The organism is Enterobacter sp. SST3 (genome assembly GCF_000286655.1).
Lineage (GTDB): Bacteria > Pseudomonadota > Gammaproteobacteria > Enterobacterales > Enterobacteriaceae > Enterobacter > Enterobacter roggenkampii.
The window spans coordinates 66315-82941 of record NZ_ALNS01000015.1; the positions used below are offsets into that span (position 1 = coordinate 66315).

Below are 16627 nucleotides of genomic sequence, written 5' to 3' on the forward strand. Positions count from 1 at the left end.
GAGCCAGCAGGGGCAAAAATTGTATGCCGCGTATGGTACGGATTCCGGCGGCGAATGCCAGCACGTTTTACTGCTGCGTGAAATCTGGCGCCGTTACGTGATAAAGGGTAGCGTTCAGACGTTTGGATACGATAGCGACTTTACGGCAAACGGCGCAGTTGTGACGCAATCATCTCCGTCAGTATCAATGTTGAAGATTAGCAGTAAGCATGCTGTAATGAGCTTACTTAATTTGAGGGTAATTTGAGCTTAGATTTTAAAAATGATAAAAACTTCTACTCTTTTCCTTTGTACTTCCTTATTTTCAAGCATGGCTTTTGCAGAAAATCACTACATACCTCTACTTTATAACTTATCGACTATGTTTGATTTCAATCCAGTTAAGGGGGCTGTTAAATCCTTAGATACTGATGTTGAGGAGAATGGAAAAATTACTTATAAAATCTCCATCAGACTGAATAAAAATGGTTGTGTTGATAGCTTAAACCTTGATAATGTTTCTTCTGGGCATGAAACCATTCTAAAATATACAAATGGAAGTCTTATTGGCCATAGAGATGGCAAGCCTTTCTCAATACAACTTGATGAAAAATGTCACATTTTGAGTAAAAATGAAAATGGTGACGAGTTGCGTTACACTCTTTACCCGAATGGATTAATTAAAGACACCTATTTTTTAGGCAAAAAAATATCTGAACATTTTTATGATGAAGACGATAATTTGACGCGCTCTGAATTTTATAGTTCAGAAAGCGTTATGTCTAAAAATGAAATATCTTATGTTGATAAAAAAAGAAAGCCTCTTGATTATAAACTAATAAACTCATCAGTTTTCTCGGAGGGGTATACAGCAACCAGTTCTTGTCATTATAACGAAATGCTTGTGCCTGAAATATGTAATGCCACAGTACAGAACGCAGGTAATCCGGCGCCGAAACCAGTTTCAATGACAGCGCATACGAAAGTTGAATTCTACTAGACTTAAACGATTCCAATAAGCTACCTCCGGCGTCAGGTTATTCAGGCATTCATGAGGACGCTCGCTGTTGTATTCATTCAGCCAGCGTTCAGTGATTTCCCGGGCTTCATTCAGCGTTCAGAACAGGTAAAAATCCAGGATTTCTGTCCGGTACGTCCGGTTGAACCGTTCGATAAACGCATTCTGCGTCGGCTTACCCTGCTTGACTTGCTTATCGGATAAACCATTACAATGTTCATCTGAGGTTGGGCTTGGTAATGGCTAACTCCATTTAAACGATGCGTTTTTTTTATTGAATGTTATTGATGCATTACTCCATTCCTTGCCATCAAGTAACATTTCCACACACTGGGTAGGGTAGAGGTCATCGGCTGGCTGGAACCGCTCATATTCGGAGTCAGGGTTAAGCATCACATCATGATTAACGTTGACTATCCATCCATCGGGGTTTTCAGGATCGGATTGGCGAGTGCATAGCAGTCTGGCCTGGTAGAAGTCATCCGGGAGCCCTTCCAGCATGCAACCGGTAGCCCACTGGATAAGCTGTTCATTTGAATATTTCTGAGGAGCGGTATGTGTTTCTTGCTGTTTGCTTATTAATCGCTTAAATGTGTTCAGAAAGGGGAACATGTCATTTTCCTTTAGCTTGTAAGTTAGGCATTGTAGGGCAATTAGCGAGATTAGATCCATTCAATGGTTAATATCACCGCTAGCGCATAACGCCATTGATTTTCCTTCCATGGGAGAAAGCAGTCATTATTTGATATAAAATCTTCGACAAGACGTAAACCAAAGCACAAGCCCTGCGCCACCCATGATCCCTGTGTGCCAGAGCGGAAGTAACTTACATTGTGCTAGGGTGTTTTATCGGGACGAGTTCAACGAAGGTCCTGGCTGAATGCAAGAGGAATTTAAGATGAATGTAGAAACGGTCCGCTTAATCCTTGAACCCTTTAATGATTCACATTATGAAGGCTTAAGGGTAATGGATAGTGATGCTGAGGTGATGCGCTATATCAATAAGGGTATCGTTAAAACGCCCGAAGAAACCTGGGAGGGCATCAGAATGGTGCAGGCTCGCTGGGATAAGTATCACTTCTCGTGGTGGGCTATCAGAGAGAAATCTTCTGGTGCGATCGTTGGTGCAGCATGCCTCCAGCACCTGGCGAACGTGGAGGGGGCACCATTAGAGATTGGCTGGCGCCTCGTGCCTGAACACAATGGCAAAGGCTATGCTACAGAGGCAGCGAAAGCGATCGTTGATTACGCTGTAGAACGGGTGGGAGCATCTTATCTGGTGGCCGTGGCCGATCCAGAAAATATCGCATCGCAGCGTGTAATGAAAAGGGTAGGTATGTCTTATAAAGCCATAGAGCGGCATTACGATACGGAATGCGTTGTGTACGAGCTTAACATGAGTAAGCCTGCTTAATTAAGCGACACATCTCTGCCACTTTATCTCAGCTTACAGCACCTCAACCAATTCAAATTCTTCTGCGATCAGTTCCATATCTTCAGAAAAATGGCCTTCGCGGAAGAAAAATCGCTGATGCTCTTTCCGCCAGTATTCAAGGCTTAAATCACCTTCACCCTCTTTGCGAGCGAATTCCTCATTAACATCGCAAAAACGCACCAGTCGCATGGAAACCAGCCGGATCACACAGACCGGGACATTCTGACCATCAAGGATTATGTTGTGGCTTCCTATCCGTGGAGCAGATACATCCTGCGAGTACGAGGCAAAAGATCCGCAGGTGGCCGTTTTGAGCCCTTTTTTAATCAGGTCCGCAAGCGCGTTCGCCAGTTCCGGGCTGTCACCCATTTGCCAGGCCGCTGCGCCTGGGTACTTCGTTTTTAATTCTTCAACCTTAACCATTCAAATCCCTTCTGAATCCTTGACCATAAGAAACATAATAGCGGTTTTAGCATAAACTCCCTCGATATTTGAAGCGTAATCGGCTTTCCTTCTACTTTTGTACACAGGCTGCCTGGAATACAAAGGGTTGCATGCATTGGCTGTGTAAATATATTCTTATGGGGTTATTTGTGTGGTGAATCTGCTGCCTGCAGCCCGGCGCGTGACGTTATAATCAGTAACGAGTCATCGGGATGCTATCGGCACCACGCATTTTTTGTAACTTATATCCCATTGGAAGGGGTTAGCGTGTTCAAGCTTAATACATCTCTACTGGCGGTTTTGCTGCTGTCAGGCTGTAGCTCCGATCTGGTTCTCAACCCACCTAAGCAACCTGAATACAAGTCGATGCCTGAAATAACGCAGTCTGTGACGCCATCACAACAGCGTGCAATCATGGCTGGCGAGCGGCCTGACTGGTCAGAAAGAACGCCGGTCAAGACAATAAAGCAATACTAATAAGCACTTAACAACCAAGGCTGCCGTTCGGCGGCCTTTTTATTTACCCATTTGAGAAGGTGCAAAGACGGAGCCTGGTTTGGGGAAAATTTCTGACGGCGGACATGGTATTTCTTTCTTTATCAACCATGCTTAAGGCGAAGATAATTCAATCACTTCAGCATCACCGAAGCGGCAACGTCACTCGAGTCGAGAACCCTGAATGCGCCATGCACCTATCTCCATAGCTGCAGCCACGGCAATTTTTGTGCTGGGCGTTTTTATCATCAATATCCAGGTCTGGTACTCGGCGCGGGCTGACAGCCTTGCAGGGGCGCACTACGTCGTCAGGAATATGCACGTCATTCTTACAGAAGCGCATCATGCGACCCAGGTTGCAATGCGGCTTGCTGAGAATGAGTGTGATGCTGAAGGACAGTATCGGCTCGGCACTGAAGCGGCATTACAACCCCATCTGAGAACGATCGTTATTCTGAAAAAAGATGCGGTATGGTGCTCCTCCTTGCCGGGAAACCGCGTGTTGTTGGTTAACGGCTCAGCGCTGCCTGAAGCGCCATTGTTACTTGTTCCATCGAAAAGTACGGTCAACGGCCTGCCGGTTCTCTTATACCAGACAAACCATGCCGGAAGCCGAATCATGGTGAGCATCAGCGACAGCCATATCCGGGATGCGCTGAATATGCCACTACGTGGCGTGGCGTATTCGCTGCTGGTCGGCAATCGTCGTTTAGGCCAATCAGGCGATGTCTTGACGGCAGCCCATTCAAACAACGATGTTCTGACGGTAAAAGACGTTGATTATGCCTTCGCGATTCAATTTAACGCTCCGCCTCTTTTTAGCCTAACGCGATTATTCGACCAGGCCGGTGGAGTGGTGTTATTTCTGCTGCTCGTTTCCTCTCTTTCTGCTTATCTTCTGCAGCGATATCTGTCTAAGGATATTTCGCCGGAAGAATCGCTGCGGACTGCCATCTACAGAAATGAAATTATTCCCTATTACCAGCCCGTCGTGAGCGGAAAAGAGGGCACCTTGCGCGGTGTAGAGGTGCTGGCCAGATGGAAGCATTCGCAATCCGGGTTTATTTCTCCCTCGTCATTTATTCCTCTTGCTGAGAAAACAGGGCTAATCATTCCCTTAACCCAAAGCTTAATGCGTCAGGTTGCAACGCAGATGAATGCAATTTCTACGCTGCTGCCGGAAGGATTTCATGTCGGGATTAACTTCAGTGCGTCTCATATCGTTGCCTCTACCTTTTTTGAAGAGTGTCTGAATTACAAGCGCAGCTTTGTGCAACAGGATCTTAACCTCGTTGTGGAGGTGACCGAGCGTGAACCTCTCCACGTAGATGAACATCTCGTTAAGACCCTGAATGGGCTGCATAACAAGGGATTTGCAATCGCGCTGGATGATTTTGGAACGGGATATTCTGGCCTGTCCTACCTGCAGGACCTGCACATTGATTACATCAAAATCGACCAAAGCTTTGTTGCCAGAGTGAATGCCAATGAGGATTCCACCCTGATCCTGGATTCGGTACTGGAACTGGCAAAAAAACTGTCAATCCGTATTGTGGCGGAAGGGGTTGAAACCCAGGAACAGCTTGATTACCTCATGCGCAATAACATCACGTTTTTACAGGGCTACTTCTTCTACAAACCCGTTCCTTTTAAGGAGTTGATAAAAATTCTGTTATCGAAGCCAAAGGTTAAAGTGAGGGTGGAGTGACGTTTGTCCTGTTGTCAGCAATTCCCGCCCGATACATTCATAAGTAGCGTATAATGCGGCGTCGAAAACCGCTCAACACTTCTCTGGCCAGTACTATGACCCTCAATCGCGTTTGTTATTTACTTCTGATCTTTGCTGCGATCGGCAGTCTTTTTACCTCGAGCCCTTTGGCTATGTGGTTTCTGCTGATCAATATGCTGACGTTGGTCATGTATGGCGCCGATAAAATGGCGGCGCGGAAAGGCATGCGCAGGGTGCCGGAAGCCACGCTGCTGGTATTTGGCGTAACGGGCGGCTGGCCTGGCGCGATTGTAGGCCAACAGCTCTTTCGCCATAAAACACAAAAGCAGCCGTTTAAAACCTACTTCTTCTTAAGCATTGTCGTTAGCATCGCCGTGATGGCGGCGGTTTACCATTTCTCGCCTGTTTCTTCTTTATGGCCGTTTTGACATCAAGTTAACCTGAGTTTTTCAGATGCCAGCACTACGTTGATAAGACGGTCATTCGGATAGCGCGTCGTGAATAAATCCTCCATCACTGCCAATAGTAGTAGGACTATTCTTAAGTTGTTGCTGTTTTTTGCACAATCTGAATAATACGTGCAACAACACGGACGGCAACATCCCATGAAAATAGTCTCTATTACGCTGGCAGCGCTGGTGCTTTATTCTGCACCTGCCTGGTCCGCTTTTCAGGAGCGGGAATATAATACCTGGTATATGAAAAATGCGGTGCTTTATGATATGACGCAGACCTCGGAAGGTTTTCCCGTCATGGTGAGCGTATCCCAGCCTGGGAGAAAATCCGCTAATTTGCTGGTGTCATATATTACGGAAGGCCGCTGTAGTGAGAATAATCTGCCGCTTAATGTGAATGGTAAGGTGCTGCCCGCCAAATATAATTGTGTTCAAATAGGAAAGAACAGAATTGAACATTTTTCAGTGGTGGATGCGGACAGCGTTAATGGCATGGTGACGCATCTGAAATCTGATTTCACTATTCTCCTGCAAAACGATATCAAAATTTGGGCAGCAAATATCAAAGCGCCAAAATACGGGCTAACCCCGCGCTTTTAAAATCATGCTACGCTTGTTTGTTGTATCAGGAGCATGAGTATGAAGAACAAAGACGAACAAACAGGATTAGTGGGGTTGGCGATTGGGGCGGCCGTTATTGGTCTGGTTTCTGCCCAGAAACCAATCGATCGCGACAGCATTGTTGATGAGCTGGTCAGGCTCGGCAGGCAGAAAGGCGATGGTGTAGAGGATGAGGTTTTCGTCAAGGCTGCTGACCTGGTGAGGAAGGGGATCTAGCCATGGCTGATATTCGTCATGCGCAGTGCCATTGTGGCGCGGTGGCCTTTACCGTTGCGCTAACGGATGGCCTGAATACCGCGCGGCGCTGCAGTTGTTCCTTTTGTCGCATGCGGGGTGCGGTCGTCGTCTCTGCGCCGCTGTCAGGGATTACCGTGACCAAAGGTGAGGATAAGCTCACGGAGTACCGCTTCAATACGGGAACGGCACGGCACTTTTTCTGCTCGGTGTGCGGAATTTACACGTTCCATCAGCGGCGTTCTAATCCAAACGAATACGGCGTGAATGTGGCCTGCTTTGATAACGTCTCACCGTTCGATTTCCCTGAAGTGACGGTGATGGACGGGGTTAACCATCCCTCGGATGGAGATAGCGGGGTGTTTGGCTACCTCTCTTTTCGCAAGAAAGGAACAGGTCAGGCGTAATTGCCGCCTGGCCACTCTGTAATCAGCCTGGCTATAGTGGAGGGTGGTTATCTGAAACAGGAGAAACTATGCTTTGTGTTGAAAAAGACGATCCGCGTGAGGCCCCTGAATCAGGTGATAAAAAGCCTCAACCCGTGAAAAAATAACGCAACCTGTGCGTTTTCCCGCCACCGGCACTGCTGGTGGCTTTTCATTTCTCAGGGAATAATGTTAACCGCCATCCAGGTGGTTCAACACAGCGCTGAGATGCCCGACAATATCAGCAAAATCAAAAATTAACGCCATCCAGATGAGCGCTAAAAGAGTTAGTACGACAACGGATACACGACCAAACAACGCTGTTATCCTTAGTGATGGAAAGGCTATCACCTGAGTTTAAACAGCTTTACCTCAACTTACCCTCAACCACGTGATTTCAGAACCTGCTTTTTGTGACGAACGTCAAAAGATGGGTGAGCCCGCATACTGATGCGGGCTCTGGCAATCAGAACTGGTAAACCAGACCCAGTGCCACGACATCATCCGTGCCGATGCCGTTGTTTTTGTAGAAGCTGTCATCTTCATCCAGCAGGTTGATTTTATAATCAACGTAGGTGGACATGTTTTTGTTGAAATAATAGGTTGCGCCGACGTCAGCGTACTTAACCAGATCCTGGTCGCCCTGGCCGTTGCCAAGGTCCTTGCCTTTAGACTGCAGGTAGGAAAGGGACGGACGCAGGCCGAAGTCGAACTGGTACTGTGCGGTCACTTCGAAGTTCTGGGTTTTGTTGGCAATACCGCCGCCTGAAGTGCTGTCACTGGAACCGTATGGCGTCATATTGCGGGTTTCAGAGTACATTGCCGCCAGGTAGATATTATTAGCGTCATATTTCAGACCCGCGGTCCATGCGTCCGCTTTATCGCCGCCCGCATATTGAGATGCAGCACCAGTGCCTGCGATCACCTGGTCATTAGTACGATCTGAAGAGGTATACGCTGCACCCGCAGTAATCCCCATGCCGAAGTCATAGGTTGTGGAGATACCGAAACCGTCACCGTTTTGGTTACGAATGTTGTTATCAGAACGGTTGTTCGTTCCTTCCTGAGAACAACCATTCTCGTCACAGTTGCTGCCTTCATTTTTGCCCTGATACTGCAGCGCAAAGTTCAGACCCTGCACCAGACCATAGAAGTCGGTGTTACGGTAGGTTGCTACGCCATTGGCGCGGCCGGTCATGAAGTTGTCGGCTTTGGTGTAGGAGTCGCCGCCGAACTCAGGCAGCATATCGGTCCAGCCTTCCACGTCGTACAGTACGCCATAGTTACGACCGTAATCGAAGGAACCGTAGTCGCCCACTTTGATACCGGCGAAGGCCAGACGCGTCCAGGATTGGTTATCAGACCCTTCGGTGTTATTGGCCTGAATGTTGTATTCCCACTGTGCGTAGCCAGTCATCATGTCGTTGATCTGGGTTTCGCCTTTAAAGCCCAAACGCATGTAGGTTTGATCCCCGTCAGCGCCTTTATCATCGGAGAAATAGTGCAGACCATCTACCTTTCCGTACAGATCTAATTTGTTACCGTCTTTATTATAAATCTCTGCTGCATGAGTTGCGCCAGCCATTAACAGAGCCGGAATCATCAGGGCCAGTACTTTTCTTTGCATTTTGATATTCCTTTGCGGTTGTTTTTATTTAATTACCTGTTGAACTTTCCGAATGCGAAAGTTGTCTCATGCTAAATCACTCCCGTGTAAGAGTAATAAATTATAATTGTTACGAACTAAGTAAAATCTAAACTGAATACATCAACGGTAATGGTCATTGGTTTGGTGAATGCTTTAAGGCTAAACATAATAAATTAAAATTATTAATCAGGTATGAATTAAGCTATTCTTGATGGCGTTATATGCCTTTAAGATTATTTATCCATAATTCGCATGAATAATATTTAGGGAACTAAATAGATATTTAATGATTATCTGGATTCGCCCGGTGTGAATACACCGGGTTTTTTTATGGCAAAAAATGCCCGGACGCGCCGGGCAGAGAGACTAGTCGTTGGTCGATTTTTCGGCTTTACCCGCCAGCTGCGCCAGAAAGTCATACCGTTTTTGCAGATCCGCCGCAGCGTCTTTCCATAGCTGTTCGGCCACTTCCGGCTGCTGCGCGTTAAGGCGGCGGAAGCGCTGTTCCTGCATTAACGTCTCGGCCAGAGCATCTGACGGCGGACGTGAATCCAGTGCCAGCGGTAATTTACCCTCGTCCGCACGGCGCGGATCGAACCGGTACAGCGGCCAGAAGCCGGTCGCGGTTAGCTGTCGCATCTGATCGTGGCTGAGTGCCAGGTCGTAGCCATGCTCTTCACACGGGCTGTAGGCAATGATCAGCGACGGGCCGGGATACGCTTCCGCCTCCTGGATCGCCTTTACCGTCTGGTTAAGCTGTGCCCCCAGCGAGATTTGCGCGACGTAAACGTGACCGTACATCATCATGCTCACCCCGAGATCTTTGCGTGCCTTGCGTTTCCCGTGCTCACCGAATTTCGTGACGGCACCCAGCGGCGTGGCTTTCGACGCCTGACCACCGGTGTTGGAATAACACTGCGTATCCAGCACCAGGATATTGACGTTTTCCGTCAGGCTTAGCACGTGGTCCAGTCCGCCAAAGCCGATGTCATAAGCCCAGCCGTCACCGCCAATCAGCCAGATCGATTTTTCGACCAGGGCGTCCGCGTCGGTCAGCAGCTGTTCAGCGCCCGCCACGCCCTGAAGCGCCTGACGCAGCTCTGCAACCTGCTCACGACGTACCTCTGGCGTCGCGTCGGCGTGAAGCGCGTCATTGAGCCCGGCGGGGATCTGCCCGGCAAACTGCTCCAGCAGGCGCATCACGCGCGCGCGGTGCTGGTCAACGGTCAGGCGGAAGCCCAGACCAAATTCGGCGTTATCCTCGAACAGCGAGTTGGCCCACGCGGGACCGCGACCGTTGGTGTCAGTGGTATACGGCGTGGAGGGCAGGTTGCCGCCATAGATAGACGAACAGCCGGTGGCGTTGGCAATCAGCATCCTGTCACCGTACAGCTGGGTAAGCAGCTTAATATACGGTGTTTCACCGCAGCCCGAGCAGGCGCCGGAGTATTCAAACAGCGGCGTGATCAGCTGCGAAGTGCGAATATCAATGCGTTCCAGTTTGCTGCGATCGATTTCCGGCAGATTCAGGAAGAAGTCATAATTGACCTTCTCCTCTTCAACATGCTCCAGACGCGACATCATATTGATGGCTTTAATCTCCGGGTTCTGCCTGTCTTTCGCCGGACAGACCTCGACGCACAGGTTACAGCCGGTGCAGTCTTCCGGCGCGACCTGCAGAACGTATTTCTGTCCGCGCATATCGCGGGATTTTACATCCAGGGAATGCAGGCTGGCCGGGGCGGCCTCCATCTCTTCCGGCGACACCACTTTGGCACGAATGGCAGAGTGCGGGCAGGCCGCCACGCAGTGGTTGCACTGGGTACACAGATCTTCTTTCCAGATGGGGATCGCTTCGGCGATGTTGCGTTTTTCCCAGCGGGTGGTGCCCATCGGCCAGGTGCCATCCGGCGGTAGGGCAGAGACGGGCAGGGCATCACCCAGCCCGGCCAGCATCGCCGCCGTCACGGTCTTCACGAAATCAGGTGCCGCATCAGACACCACCGGAGGGCGGTTCGGGCTTGCGGCATTGACCGGCTGCAGCGGGACCTCAAACAGCGACTCGCGCGCCAGGGCCAGCGCCTGCCAGTTACGCTCGACCAGCTCCTGGCCCTTGCTGCTGTAGCTTTTGGCAATCGCGCCCTGCAGTTCCGCCAGCGCGCTGTCGCCCGGCAGGATATTCGTCAGATGGAAGAAGGCCATCTGCATAACGGTATTGATACGCGCGGCAAGGCCACATTCGCGGGCAATTTTCGCCGCGTTAACCACATAGAAACGGGCTTTTTTCTGGTTCAGCACCGCCTGCACTTCCTGCGGCAGGCGCGACCAGACTTCATCCGCGCTGTATGGCGTATTCAGGAGGAAAATACCGCCAGGCTTCAGGCGCTCGGCCATCTGGTACTTATCAATGAACTGCAGCTGGTGACAGCCAACAAAATCAGCCTGAGAAATAAGATACGCAGAGCGGATGGGCTGTTCGCTCACCCGCAGGTGGGAAACGGTCAGGCCGCCGGCTTTCTTGGAGTCATAGACGAAGTACCCTTGGGCGTACCACGGCGTGGAGTTCCCGATGATTTTGATGTTGTTTTTGGTCGCGGAGACGCTGCCGTCACTGCCCAGACCATAGAACAGCGCCTCGAGTTTGGCGGTCGAGGGCAGGGTGTTTTCCGGCAACGTCAGGGACAGATTCGTCACATCATCATAAATGCCGACGGTAAAGCGCGGCTTGGGCTTCGCTTCGCTGAGCTCGTTGAAGACCGCCAGCACGCAGTCCGGTCCGAACTCTTTGGAGGACAAACCGTAACGCCCCCCGATCACGCGCGGCAGCGTTTCACGTTCGCCATGATTAAAGGCCTCGGCCAGGGCGGTCATCACATCCAGATACAGCGGTTCCGCCTGCGCGCCCGGCTCTTTGGTGCGATCGAGCACCGCAACGGTACGCGCGCTTTCCGGCAGCGCAGAGAGGAGATGTTTCGCCGAGAACGGCCGATAGAGACGCACTTTCAGCACGCCAACTTTTTCGCCGCGCGTCAGCAGCTCATCAACAACTTCCTCGCAGGTGCCAATGGCCGATCCCATCAGCACAATGACCCGTTCCGCCTGCGGATGGCCGTAATACTCAAAGGGTTTGTATTCCCGACCCGTTGCGGCAGCAAAGTCATTCATCGCCTGTTCAACATGGTCGTAAACCGCGTTGTACCACGGGTTGGTGGCCTCGCGGGACTGGAAATAGGTATCCGGGTTCGCCGACGTGCCGCGAATCACCGGGTGTTCCGGATTCAGAGCGCGGGCGCGATGCGCGTCAATGTCCGCCTGCGGAAGCAGATTCAGAATTGTCTCGTCAGCCAGCGGAACGATTTTGTTAATTTCGTGGGACGTACGGAAACCATCAAAGAAATGAATAAACGGCACCCGGCTTTTGAGCGTGGCGATATGCGAAATCAGGGCAAAGTCCTGGGCTTCCTGAACGCTGCTGGCGCACAGCATTGCGCAGCCGGTCTGGCGAACGGCCATCACGTCAGAATGATCGCCAAAGATAGAGAGCGCGTGGGTGGCAACGGTACGCGCAGCGACGTGCAGAACGAAGGGAGTCAGTTGTCCGGCAAGTTTGTACAGCGTCGGGATCATTAATAACAATCCCTGGGAAGAGGTAAACGACGTGGAAAGCGCGCCGGTCTGAAGCGCGCCGTGGACCGTGGCAATCGCACCGGCTTCCGACTGCATTTCAACCACTCGCGGGACATCGCCCCAGACGTTTTTTAACCCGTTACCCGCCCAGGCGTCCGCCTGCTCAGCCATGGTAGAACTTGGCGTAATCGGGTAGATGGCGATAACTTCACTGGTGCGAAACGCGACTGAGGCAACTGCACCATTACCGTCAATAGTTTGCATAGGACAACACCCTTACATTGCGCAAAAAAATAGGGGTCTGTATTACGGCAACAAACCCTGAATATTATCTGTGTATTCTAGCAAACGGGGGATTTTTCGATTTTCGCTTTTGTGTCCTCGTTATTCCTGCCATCAATGAGTAGATCAAACTTTTGGCAGAAAAATTGCGAGAAATTGTTTCAGGAACGCATAAATACGCACTTCCGCTCTCGACGACACGGGATGGGATGCCTATTATGCATAGGTTTCGCATTATTCATGGGGGAGAGAGCATGCGCTCAGCATTTTTGGTAGGGTGTGCCGCATTATTGTTGTCGGCATGTAGCAGTGAACCTGTCCAGCAGGCAACGGCCGCGCACGTGGTGCCGGGTATGAAAGCCGCGATGTCCAGCTCCGGTCAGGCCAACTGCGCGATGATTGGCGGTTCGCTGTCGGTAGCTCGCCAGCTTGATGGTTCAGCTATTGGGATGTGCGCCTTGCCAAACGGCAAACGCTGCAGTGAACAGTCGCTTGCCGTTGGAACCTGCGGTAACTACTGATTATTCTGCACGCTTAAACATCAGCGTTTTATCGGCTGTCGCCAGCGTTAACTGGTCTTCAGTCAGATCGACCTGCGCGCCTTTGCGCAGCATGTCGCCGATGGCCTGATCCAGCTCGTTAAGCTGCGGCTCACTACAGAGCTTGCGCGTCATGGCCAGCGTTTTCACCTTCAGCTCGCCTTCGGACAATTTCCCCTGTCCGTTGAAGCGGTTACACATCTGGCCAGAAACGCTGATGTTATTCACCAGGCTGATATCTGGCAGTGCGCTAAAACCGATCTCAGGTTGCGTTGTCGCGGTCTTCACGGCCTTACCGTCCACACTTTCCAGCACAAAGCGGTGGTTCTTAAGTTGCTCCGGCTGAACGGAGGCTTTACCCGGATTAACGCAGCCGGTAAGGACAAGACTGATAACACTTAACGCAATGAGCTTTTTCATTTTTCTTCTCAAACTATAAACACTGTGAATCTTTTTCCAGTGTAACGATACTCTGCCATGCGTTAATGGGGTTTATCTGAAAGTGCGGGGAGGAGCCGGGCAACGCAGCGGTTGCCCGGGATGACGTTAATGTGATTTAAACCCTGCCGCCGTCATCAGCATACGGAAGAGCATACTGACCGCAGCCAGCGCCAGTACGCTGCCGCCCCAGATAATGGCCAGCCACAGTAATCTTTTCCAGACTGGTTGTTGCATCAGTGATAACCCTCCCCATGCTGAACTTTGCCGCGAAATACGTAGTAACTCCAGAAGGTGTAGACCAGGATAACGGGAATGATCAACAGCGCGCCGACCAGCATAAAGCCCTGGCTTTGCGTCGGTGCGGCGGCCTGCCACAGGGTGATTGACGGTGGAATGATGTGCGGCCAGATGCTGATCCCAAGCCCGCTAAAGCCGAGGAAAATCAGCCCCAGCGTCAGGATAAACGGTCGGCTATGGCTGTCGGGATTATTCAGGCAGCGCCACTGATACAAACTAAAAATCACCACCAGGGCCGGGACGGGCAGCAGATAGAACAGGTTCGGCAGCGTAAACCAGCGCGCCGCGATGGCCGGCTGCGCCAGCGGTGTCCAGAGGCTGATCGCCGCAATAAACGCCAGCAGTACGAGTAACAGGGTTTTCGATACCTGACGCATCCGCTGTTGTAATGCATTTTCGCTTTTCATAACCAGCCAGGTCGAGCCTAACAGCGCGTAGGCCACCACCAGGCCCGCGCCGCAAAACAGATTAAACGCGGTAAACCAGTCAAAGGGGCCGCCGGTATAGGCCCGGCCGGTGACGCTAAAGCCGTTAATGACGGCGCCCACCGTCACGCCCTGGGTAAACGTCGCCAGAATGGAACCGCCTATAAACGCCTTATCCCAGAAAGGACGGTGTGCTGGCGTGGCTTTAAAGCGAAACTCAAACGCTACGCCACGAAAAATAAGACCGATCAGCATTAATGTGAGCGGAATGGTGAGGGCATCGATAATCACGGCGTAGGCCAGCGGAAAGGCGCCGAACAGGGCGGCCCCGCCAAGCACCAGCCAGGTTTCATTCCCGTCCCAGACCGGCGCGACGCTGTTAACCATCACATCGCGATCGTCGGCGTTCTGCGTTGCCGGGAACAGAATGCCAATCCCCAGATCAAAACCGTCCATCACGATATACATCAGCGTGGCAAAAACGATGATCACAAACCAGATAATGGAAAGATCGATACCCATTACGGCTGCTCCTTATGTTCAGTTGTGACAGCAGAAAGCGGGCGCGCCGGACGTCCGTCGGACTCGGTGGCGAAAGATTCATGCGGCTGCGGGCCTTTTCGGATGAGGCGCACCATATAGCTGTAACCCACGCCAAATACCGAGGTGTAAACCACGAAGAAGGCCAGCAGGCTCACGCTCATATGCAAATCGCCATGGGCAGAAACCGCATCCTTCGTGCGCTGGAGCCCATAGACCACCCACGGCTGGCGGCCCACTTCGGTGGTGATCCACCCGGCCAGAATAGCAATCAGCCCGGAGGGCCCCATCAGCAGGGCAAACCACAGGAAAGGACGGGAAGAATAAATGCGCTTTTTATAGCGCAGCCAGAGTGCCGTTACCCCAAGCAGCAGCATCAGCATGCCCAGGCCCGCCATAATGCGGAACGACCAGAAGACGATGGTGGAATTTGGGCGGTCTTCCTTTGGAAACTCTTTGAGCGCCGGAACCTGTTTATCCAGACTGTGTGTCAGAATAAGGCTTCCCAGCGCTGGGATCTCCAGCCCAAAGCGGGTGCGCTCCTGTTCCATATCCGGCCAGCCAAACAGCAGTAGCGGGGTAGGCTCGCCCGGTGGATTTTCCCAGTGCCCTTCAATGGCGGCAATTTTCGCGGGCTGGTGCTTTAAGGTGTTCAGCCCGTGCATATCGCCCACCATGGCCTGGAGGGGCGCGACAATCAGCGTCATCCACAGCGCCATTGAAAACATTGCCCGGATGGCGGGGGTATTATTCCCGCGCAGCAGATGCCATGCCGCGGATGCGCCAACAAACAGGGCGCTGCTCAGGAACGCGGCTATCGACATGTGCAGCAGGCGGTAAGGGAAGGAGGGGTTAAACACCACGGCGAACCAGTCCACCGGTACCACCTGACCGTTGACGATCTCATAGCCCTGCGGGGTTTGCATCCAGCTGTTGGAGGAGAGGATCCAGAAGGTGGAGATAATGGTCCCCAGTGCCACCATGCAGGTGGAAAAGAAGTGCAGCCTCGGCCCGACTTTATTCCAGCCGAACAGCATCACGCCGAGGAACCCGGCTTCGAGGAAGAAGGCGGTAAGCACTTCATAGGTCAGAAGCGGGCCGGTAATACTGCCCGCAAACTGCGAAAAGCCGCTCCAGTTGGTGCCAAACTGGTAGGCCATCACCAGCCCGGAGACCACGCCCATGCCAAAGTTGACGGCAAAAATCTTCGACCAGAAATGGTACAGCGAGCGCCAGACCGGATTTTTTGTTTTCAGCCACAGCCCTTCGAGCACGGCAAGGTAGCTTGCGAGACCAATCGTGATGGCCGGGAAAATAATGTGAAAGGATACGGTAAAGGCAAACTGTATCCGCGCAAGGTGAAAAGCATCTAAACCAAACATGCACAGCCTCAATGTCAAACGGTGTGCTGTTATGGTATAGGGGCGAAGATCGGACGAGCAGACGCAGAAAAGCGAATTTTAACCATAACAGTTGGCGTAAATTTCACGCTTTAGCCATCTGATATACCTCGCCGTTGTGGAATAAAAATATTCTTTTTATGATTTTTCCGCATTAAACCGCTTGCTTTGTCGTCAGCGTCGTGCGTTAATGGCCTTCTGGTTTTGAGTCCAAATAAATATCTGACGTAGTTTTATAAAGCAGTTCTCATCACGTTGTGCCTCTCCGCAGCCTCTCTTGGGTCTTTATCTACATTCCGATTCGTTTTGTTTAAAACCATTATGCCCAATCGGCCCATTAGTAATTTACGTTTTTACGTTTCAGGAGAAACCTATGACTTCATATATCCATTTTCGCTGCCCATGCTGTCATGGCTCGCAGTACCGTACCTCAGCCTTTGACGTGTCTGAGAAAAACCCGTTTGGCGCGAAATGCATTTTTTGCAAATCGTCGATGATCACGCTCGACCACCTGGCCGCCGCGCGTTCCGCTCAGAGCCACGTGACCGAATACCGTAAGTAATTCATCTTCCAGACTATAACAGTTCGCTAAA

Annotated in this window: 19 protein-coding genes and 2 pseudogenes; 11 read left to right on the forward strand and 10 right to left on the reverse strand. The window is 51.2% G+C overall.

Features of this window, described 5'->3' with window-relative positions:
- Nucleotides 1-20: 20 nt before the first annotated feature.
- Nucleotides 21-110, reverse strand: a pseudogene (locus tag B498_RS23355) (hypothetical protein); the annotation flags it as partial.
- Between the two features lie 152 nt (nt 111-262).
- Here B498_RS23355 and B498_RS22270 point away from each other — a divergent pair.
- Nucleotides 263-979 (forward strand): YnfC family lipoprotein, encoded by a 717-nt coding sequence (locus B498_RS22270; RefSeq protein ID WP_008501268.1) that lies wholly within the window; start codon nt 263-265, stop codon nt 977-979.
- Here the strand turns inward: B498_RS22270 and B498_RS22275 are convergent.
- Nucleotides 944-1186: pseudogene (locus tag B498_RS22275) on the reverse strand (integrase core domain-containing protein); the annotation flags it as partial. The gene B498_RS22270 and the pseudogene B498_RS22275 overlap by 36 nt on opposite strands.
- A 54-nt stretch (nt 1187-1240) precedes the next feature.
- A complete protein-coding gene (locus tag B498_RS11565) occupies nt 1241-1609 on the reverse strand; it encodes a hypothetical protein (RefSeq protein WP_008501270.1) in 369 nt (122 codons plus the stop codon).
- A 286-nt stretch (nt 1610-1895) separates the two neighbouring features.
- Here B498_RS11565 and B498_RS11560 point away from each other — a divergent pair, with 286 nt between their 5' ends.
- Entirely contained in the window at nt 1896-2411 is a 516-nt protein-coding gene (locus tag B498_RS11560) for a GNAT family N-acetyltransferase (RefSeq protein ID WP_008501271.1), read from the forward strand.
- 33 nt (nt 2412-2444) lie between these two features.
- On the opposite strand, the gene B498_RS11555 is transcribed toward B498_RS11560, so the two are convergent.
- Nucleotides 2445-2855, reverse strand: coding sequence for an ASCH domain-containing protein (locus B498_RS11555; protein ID WP_008501273.1), 411 nt, complete (start codon nt 2853-2855; stop codon nt 2445-2447).
- A 288-nt stretch (nt 2856-3143) separates the two neighbouring features.
- On the opposite strand from B498_RS11555, the gene B498_RS23115 reads away from it, so the two are divergent.
- From B498_RS23115 to B498_RS23360, 7 genes are all read left to right on the forward strand, one after another.
- A complete protein-coding gene (locus B498_RS23115) occupies nt 3144-3353 on the forward strand; it encodes a hypothetical protein (RefSeq protein WP_126287803.1) in 210 nt (69 codons plus the stop codon).
- Between the two features lie 202 nt (nt 3354-3555).
- On the forward strand, nt 3556-5079 hold the full coding sequence (locus B498_RS11550) for a cyclic diguanylate phosphodiesterase (protein WP_008501274.1): 1524 nt from the start codon (nt 3556-3558) through the stop codon (nt 5077-5079).
- A gap of 95 nt (nt 5080-5174) precedes the next feature.
- Nucleotides 5175-5528 carry a DUF1294 domain-containing protein gene (locus B498_RS0121450; protein ID WP_021240259.1) on the forward strand — a complete coding sequence of 118 codons (354 nt, stop codon included), beginning with the start codon at nt 5175-5177 and terminating at the stop codon, nt 5526-5528.
- 177 nt (nt 5529-5705) lie between these two features.
- Nucleotides 5706-6155 carry a hypothetical protein gene (locus B498_RS11545; RefSeq protein ID WP_008501276.1) on the forward strand — a complete coding sequence of 150 codons (450 nt, stop codon included), beginning with the start codon at nt 5706-5708 and terminating at the stop codon, nt 6153-6155.
- A gap of 39 nt (nt 6156-6194) precedes the next feature.
- The gene (locus B498_RS11540; protein WP_008501277.1) at nt 6195-6392 is read left to right on the forward strand and encodes a hypothetical protein; all 198 of its coding nucleotides are present in this window, start codon (nt 6195-6197) and stop codon (nt 6390-6392) included.
- Between the two features lie 2 nt (nt 6393-6394).
- Entirely contained in the window at nt 6395-6817 is a 423-nt protein-coding gene (locus tag B498_RS11535) for a GFA family protein (RefSeq protein ID WP_008501278.1), read from the forward strand.
- Between the two features lie 68 nt (nt 6818-6885).
- Nucleotides 6886-6963, forward strand: a complete 78-nt coding sequence (locus tag B498_RS23360; RefSeq protein WP_223239581.1) for a hypothetical protein — start codon at nt 6886-6888, stop codon at nt 6961-6963.
- A 338-nt stretch (nt 6964-7301) separates the two neighbouring features.
- On the opposite strand, the gene ompC is transcribed toward B498_RS23360, so the two are convergent.
- Both ompC and nifJ read right to left on the reverse strand, forming a co-directional pair.
- On the reverse strand, nt 7302-8462 hold the full coding sequence (gene ompC / locus B498_RS11530; protein WP_008501279.1) for a porin OmpC: 1161 nt from the start codon (nt 8460-8462) through the stop codon (nt 7302-7304).
- Nucleotides 8463-8849: 387 nt separating this feature from the next.
- Nucleotides 8850-12374, reverse strand: a complete 3525-nt coding sequence (gene nifJ / locus B498_RS11525) for a pyruvate:ferredoxin (flavodoxin) oxidoreductase (RefSeq protein WP_008501280.1) — start codon at nt 12372-12374, stop codon at nt 8850-8852.
- Between the two features lie 272 nt (nt 12375-12646).
- Between nifJ and B498_RS11520 the strand changes: the two genes are divergently transcribed.
- Entirely contained in the window at nt 12647-12913 is a 267-nt protein-coding gene (locus B498_RS11520) for a DUF333 domain-containing protein (RefSeq protein WP_008501281.1), read from the forward strand.
- Here B498_RS11520 and hslJ read toward each other — a convergent pair whose 3' ends face one another.
- From hslJ to B498_RS11500, 4 genes are all read right to left on the reverse strand, one after another.
- A complete protein-coding gene (gene hslJ / locus B498_RS11515; RefSeq protein ID WP_008501282.1) occupies nt 12914-13351 on the reverse strand; it encodes a heat shock protein HslJ in 438 nt (145 codons plus the stop codon). It lies immediately after the preceding gene.
- A gap of 126 nt (nt 13352-13477) precedes the next feature.
- On the reverse strand, nt 13478-13606 hold the full coding sequence (locus tag B498_RS11510; RefSeq protein WP_008501283.1) for a DUF2474 domain-containing protein: 129 nt from the start codon (nt 13604-13606) through the stop codon (nt 13478-13480).
- The gene (gene cydB / locus B498_RS11505) at nt 13606-14616 is read right to left on the reverse strand and encodes a cytochrome d ubiquinol oxidase subunit II (RefSeq protein ID WP_008501284.1); all 1011 of its coding nucleotides are present in this window, start codon (nt 14614-14616) and stop codon (nt 13606-13608) included. The genes B498_RS11510 and cydB overlap by 1 nt, the downstream gene beginning before the upstream one ends.
- Complete coding sequence (locus B498_RS11500; protein ID WP_008501285.1) at nt 14616-16016, reverse strand: cytochrome ubiquinol oxidase subunit I; 1401 nt, start codon at nt 16014-16016, stop codon at nt 14616-14618. The genes cydB and B498_RS11500 overlap by 1 nt, the downstream gene beginning before the upstream one ends.
- Before the next feature lie 391 nt (nt 16017-16407).
- Here B498_RS11500 and B498_RS11495 point away from each other — a divergent pair, with 391 nt between their 5' ends.
- Nucleotides 16408-16596, forward strand: a complete 189-nt coding sequence (locus tag B498_RS11495) for a hypothetical protein (RefSeq protein ID WP_008501286.1) — start codon at nt 16408-16410, stop codon at nt 16594-16596.
- Nucleotides 16597-16627: the final 31 nt, after the last annotated feature.

Coding starts and splice junctions, on each gene's coding strand:
- B498_RS22270 (WP_008501268.1), top strand. CDS start 263: ATGATAAAAACTTCTACTCTTTTCCTTTGTACTTCCTTATTTTCAAGC.
- B498_RS11565 (WP_008501270.1), bottom strand. CDS start 1,609: ATGTTCCCCTTTCTGAACACATTTAAGCGATTAATAAGCAAACAGCAA.
- B498_RS11560 (WP_008501271.1), top strand. CDS start 1,896: ATGAATGTAGAAACGGTCCGCTTAATCCTTGAACCCTTTAATGATTCA.
- B498_RS11555 (WP_008501273.1), bottom strand. CDS start 2,855: ATGGTTAAGGTTGAAGAATTAAAAACGAAGTACCCAGGCGCAGCGGCC.
- B498_RS11550 (WP_008501274.1), top strand. CDS start 3,556: ATGCGCCATGCACCTATCTCCATAGCTGCAGCCACGGCAATTTTTGTG.
- B498_RS0121450 (WP_021240259.1), top strand. CDS start 5,175: ATGACCCTCAATCGCGTTTGTTATTTACTTCTGATCTTTGCTGCGATC.
- B498_RS11545 (WP_008501276.1), top strand. CDS start 5,706: ATGAAAATAGTCTCTATTACGCTGGCAGCGCTGGTGCTTTATTCTGCA.
- B498_RS11540 (WP_008501277.1), top strand. CDS start 6,195: ATGAAGAACAAAGACGAACAAACAGGATTAGTGGGGTTGGCGATTGGG.
- B498_RS11535 (WP_008501278.1), top strand. CDS start 6,395: ATGGCTGATATTCGTCATGCGCAGTGCCATTGTGGCGCGGTGGCCTTT.
- B498_RS23360 (WP_223239581.1), top strand. CDS start 6,886: ATGCTTTGTGTTGAAAAAGACGATCCGCGTGAGGCCCCTGAATCAGGT.
- ompC (WP_008501279.1), bottom strand. CDS start 8,462: ATGCAAAGAAAAGTACTGGCCCTGATGATTCCGGCTCTGTTAATGGCT.
- nifJ (WP_008501280.1), bottom strand. CDS start 12,374: ATGCAAACTATTGACGGTAATGGTGCAGTTGCCTCAGTCGCGTTTCGC.
- B498_RS11520 (WP_008501281.1), top strand. CDS start 12,647: ATGCGCTCAGCATTTTTGGTAGGGTGTGCCGCATTATTGTTGTCGGCA.
- hslJ (WP_008501282.1), bottom strand. CDS start 13,351: ATGAAAAAGCTCATTGCGTTAAGTGTTATCAGTCTTGTCCTTACCGGC.
- B498_RS11510 (WP_008501283.1), bottom strand. CDS start 13,606: ATGCAACAACCAGTCTGGAAAAGATTACTGTGGCTGGCCATTATCTGG.
- cydB (WP_008501284.1), bottom strand. CDS start 14,616: ATGGGTATCGATCTTTCCATTATCTGGTTTGTGATCATCGTTTTTGCC.
- B498_RS11500 (WP_008501285.1), bottom strand. CDS start 16,016: ATGTTTGGTTTAGATGCTTTTCACCTTGCGCGGATACAGTTTGCCTTT.
- B498_RS11495 (WP_008501286.1), top strand. CDS start 16,408: ATGACTTCATATATCCATTTTCGCTGCCCATGCTGTCATGGCTCGCAG.